Genomic DNA, 2610 nt, shown 5'->3' on the forward strand with positions numbered 1-2610 from the left:
TGGCGGCGCATGGCGCGCGCGGCGGCCAGCCGCGGCGCCCCCGCGTGCAACGCCGGGCTGCTCGCCGGCGGCGCTGGCGGCATGGCGACGACGTCGCCGGTCGCGGGCGGGAACACCGGTGCGGATTCGCTCATGCCGGCTCGTCGTTCGCGGCATGCGCCGCGGCCGTGGCGACTGGCGCCACCGCCGCCAGTTCCGCAACCAGCCGCACGGCGTGGGCGGCCACTTCGGCCAGGCGGTCGCCGAGCAGCGCACCCAGCCCCGGCACCCGCAACGGATGCACGTTGAGGCTGCCCAGCACGAAGCCGGCGCCGGCCGCCGTGCCCACCATGGTCAACGGATGCTCGCGGCCGCGGCCCAGCAGCGCCGCCGCCGGTGGGGCCAGGGCATGGCGCGCGGCATGCACGCGTCGCTGCGCCGCCTGCACCTTTGCCATCTGCCTGAACAGGCTCATGCCCGATCCTCCCCGCGGCGATCCTGCTCGGCGGTGGTCTCCGCCGGCTGCAGGCCCGCGCGCATCATCGCACCCCACTCGTTGCGTGTGGCGGGCAGGCTCATCCAGTGCATGCAGCGACGGAACAGCGCGATCGCGCCGAACAGGAACAGCACCTGCAACACCGCCAGCAGCAGCAGCGCCCAGATCCACGAACCGAACCATGTCGCCAGCAGCACGCCGGCCAAGCCGAGCAGGGTCAGGCCGAGCCCGACGCCGGCGACGGTGGCGGCCAGGCCGGCCAGCAGCAGCCATGACACGGCGCTGCGTGCCAACCCCAGTTCCGCCGCCAGCAGTTGCGCCTGGGCGCCGAACAACTGCCTCGCCGCGCGGCCGAACCGGCCGAGCTCGTCGAGCAGCCCGGACGGTGGCGGCGACGGCTCCGGCGACGGCGCTGCACGGGGCGACTCACCTTCCTCGTCGTGCATCCCCGGCCCCCGTGCCGCGTGGGTCAACGCCGCAGGATGCGGCCGAGCAGCCAGCCGGCGCCCAGCGCGATGGCGACCGATTGCACCGGCTTCTCGCGCACGTAGTCGCGCACTTGCTCCAGCCAGGCGTCGGCGCGATCCCTCGTCTCGTCGTAGACCTCGCGGCCGCGCTCGCCGACCCGGGCCGCCTTGTCGCTGGCCTTGTGGGCGGCGCCAGCGGCCTTGTCGGTGGCATGGTGCAGGCCTTCCTCGACGCGGTCGGCGGCGCGCTCGACCTTGTCCTTGGTGGCCGCCACCGCTTCGGACGTGGCCTGCTTGATGCGCTCGGCGCGCTGGTCGATGCGGTCACCGGCGACCGGCTCGGGGGGCTGGATTTGCTCGTTCATGACATGCTCCGGAGAAGACTCATGGTGGCACAGTCGCGGCTCGATGGTCGCGCTCAGCTGGCGCGGCGGAAGAACGCGATGATCGCCAGGATGAGGAAGATGATGAACAGGATTTTCGCGATCCCGGCCGCGGCACCGGCAATGCCGCCAAAGCCGAGCACGGCGGCGATGATCGCGATGACCAGGAAAACCAGGGCGTAGTGAAGCATGGGGGCGTCCTCGGGGGGAATGGCGGCGGGGAACCGCCGTTGCGGCTATTCACCCACAGCCTGCGCCATGCGGGTGTGAAGGGTGTCGGCAGCGCCGTGCACGCGCTGCCGACGTTTGCGCTACGCGGGTTCAGCCGGTCAGCGCCGGGTTCAGGCTGTAGGTGCCGACCAGCTCCGCCTCGGCCAGCACGTGGCCGGCCATCGCCGCGCGCAACTCGGCCAGCGTGAAACCGTTGCGCAGCGGCAGCGCAGCCACGTCGAGCGCGTGGAGCTTGAAGTGGTAATGGTGCAGCAGCGCGTCGTTCCACGGCGGGCACGGGCCGTCGTAGCCGAGATAATCGCCGCCCATGTCCGCGTCGCCCGCGAACCAGCCGGTGTAGTCGTTGATGCCCTGCACGCTGCCCGACGGCCCGAACGGTGCGCGCTTGCCATGCGCGGTGACGCCGTCGCTGCAGCTGCCCGCGGCCAGCTCGCCGCACTCGGCAGGGATATTCGCCATCAGCCAGTGCACGAACTCCACTCGCGGCAAGTCGGCCGGCACGCTGCGCCCGGGCTGGTTCACGTCGTCGCCGCGGCTGGGCACGTCGGGGTCGATGCAGGTGAGCACGAACGAACGCGTGGCGGCCGGCGCGCCCTTCGACGCCAGCTGCGGGCTGCGGTTGTCCGACAGCGCGACCGGATCGCCGCGCTTGCCGAAGGCGAACTCGGCGGGGATTGGCTGGCCGTTGGCGAAGTTGTCGCTGCGCAGGTGCATGGGGTGTCTCCGCTGGATGGCAGGTTGCCTGTCGAGTGCGATGCCTGCCTGCGCAGGCATGACGAGCGTGGAGGGCGCCGCGTTTTCCCGTCGTCATTCCTGCGCAGGCAGGAATCGCACTTCGACAATTACAGAATAGTCGGATACAAGTCCCGCCATTCAACATTGCCCTGGCTGATCAACCGCATCTTCCAGTCGCGCTTCCAGGCCTTGAGCGTCTTCTCGCGCAGGATCGCCGACTCCATGGTGGGATGAAGTTCGTACCACACCAGTGCATGCACGCCGTAACGGTGGGTATAACCCTCGACCACGTCGTTCTTGGACGGATTCAACTTTGAAG

6 protein-coding genes are annotated in these 2610 nt (G+C 70.5%); all 6 read right to left on the reverse strand.

Annotated features, from left to right (window positions below; translation table 11 throughout):
* Window positions 1–130: 130 nt before the first annotated feature.
* The 6 genes from UUA_RS17955 to UUA_RS19695 all read right to left on the reverse strand — a co-directional run bounded on the left by UUA_RS17955 (window position 131) and on the right by UUA_RS19695 (window position 2602).
* Window positions 131–454, reverse strand: a complete 324-nt coding sequence (locus tag UUA_RS17955) for a hypothetical protein (protein WP_008439527.1) — start codon at window positions 452–454, stop codon at window positions 131–133.
* A complete protein-coding gene (locus UUA_RS17960) occupies window positions 451–921 on the reverse strand; it encodes a hypothetical protein (protein WP_008439529.1) in 471 nt (156 codons plus the stop codon). The genes UUA_RS17955 and UUA_RS17960 overlap by 4 nt, the downstream gene beginning before the upstream one ends.
* Window positions 922–944: 23 nt before the next feature.
* Complete coding sequence (locus UUA_RS17965) at window positions 945–1307, reverse strand: ElaB/YgaM/YqjD family protein (protein ID WP_008439531.1); 363 nt, start codon at window positions 1305–1307, stop codon at window positions 945–947.
* A 53-nt stretch (window positions 1308–1360) separates the two neighbouring features.
* The gene (locus UUA_RS19060) at window positions 1361–1516 is read right to left on the reverse strand and encodes a DUF1328 family protein (protein WP_008439533.1); all 156 of its coding nucleotides are present in this window, start codon (window positions 1514–1516) and stop codon (window positions 1361–1363) included.
* A gap of 130 nt (window positions 1517–1646) precedes the next feature.
* A complete protein-coding gene (locus tag UUA_RS17975; protein ID WP_008439545.1) occupies window positions 1647–2270 on the reverse strand; it encodes a YbhB/YbcL family Raf kinase inhibitor-like protein in 624 nt (207 codons plus the stop codon).
* Between the two features lie 128 nt (window positions 2271–2398).
* Complete coding sequence (locus tag UUA_RS19695; protein WP_063107856.1) at window positions 2399–2602, reverse strand: GIY-YIG nuclease family protein; 204 nt, start codon at window positions 2600–2602, stop codon at window positions 2399–2401.
* Window positions 2603–2610 lie beyond the last annotated feature (8 nt).

Origin of the sequence: Rhodanobacter thiooxydans LCS2, from assembly GCF_000264375.1 — a bacterium.
Lineage (GTDB): Bacteria > Pseudomonadota > Gammaproteobacteria > Xanthomonadales > Rhodanobacteraceae > Rhodanobacter > Rhodanobacter thiooxydans.

Bases quoted from the DNA above. Each gene is read 5' to 3' on its own strand.
- UUA_RS17955 (WP_008439527.1), bottom strand. From the start codon at position 454: ATGAGCCTGTTCAGGCAGATGGCAAAGGTGCAGGCGGCGCAGCGACGC.
- UUA_RS17960 (WP_008439529.1), bottom strand. From the start codon at position 921: ATGCACGACGAGGAAGGTGAGTCGCCCCGTGCAGCGCCGTCGCCGGAG.
- UUA_RS17965 (WP_008439531.1), bottom strand. From the start codon at position 1,307: ATGAACGAGCAAATCCAGCCCCCCGAGCCGGTCGCCGGTGACCGCATC.
- UUA_RS19060 (WP_008439533.1), bottom strand. From the start codon at position 1,516: ATGCTTCACTACGCCCTGGTTTTCCTGGTCATCGCGATCATCGCCGCC.
- UUA_RS17975 (WP_008439545.1), bottom strand. From the start codon at position 2,270: ATGCACCTGCGCAGCGACAACTTCGCCAACGGCCAGCCAATCCCCGCC.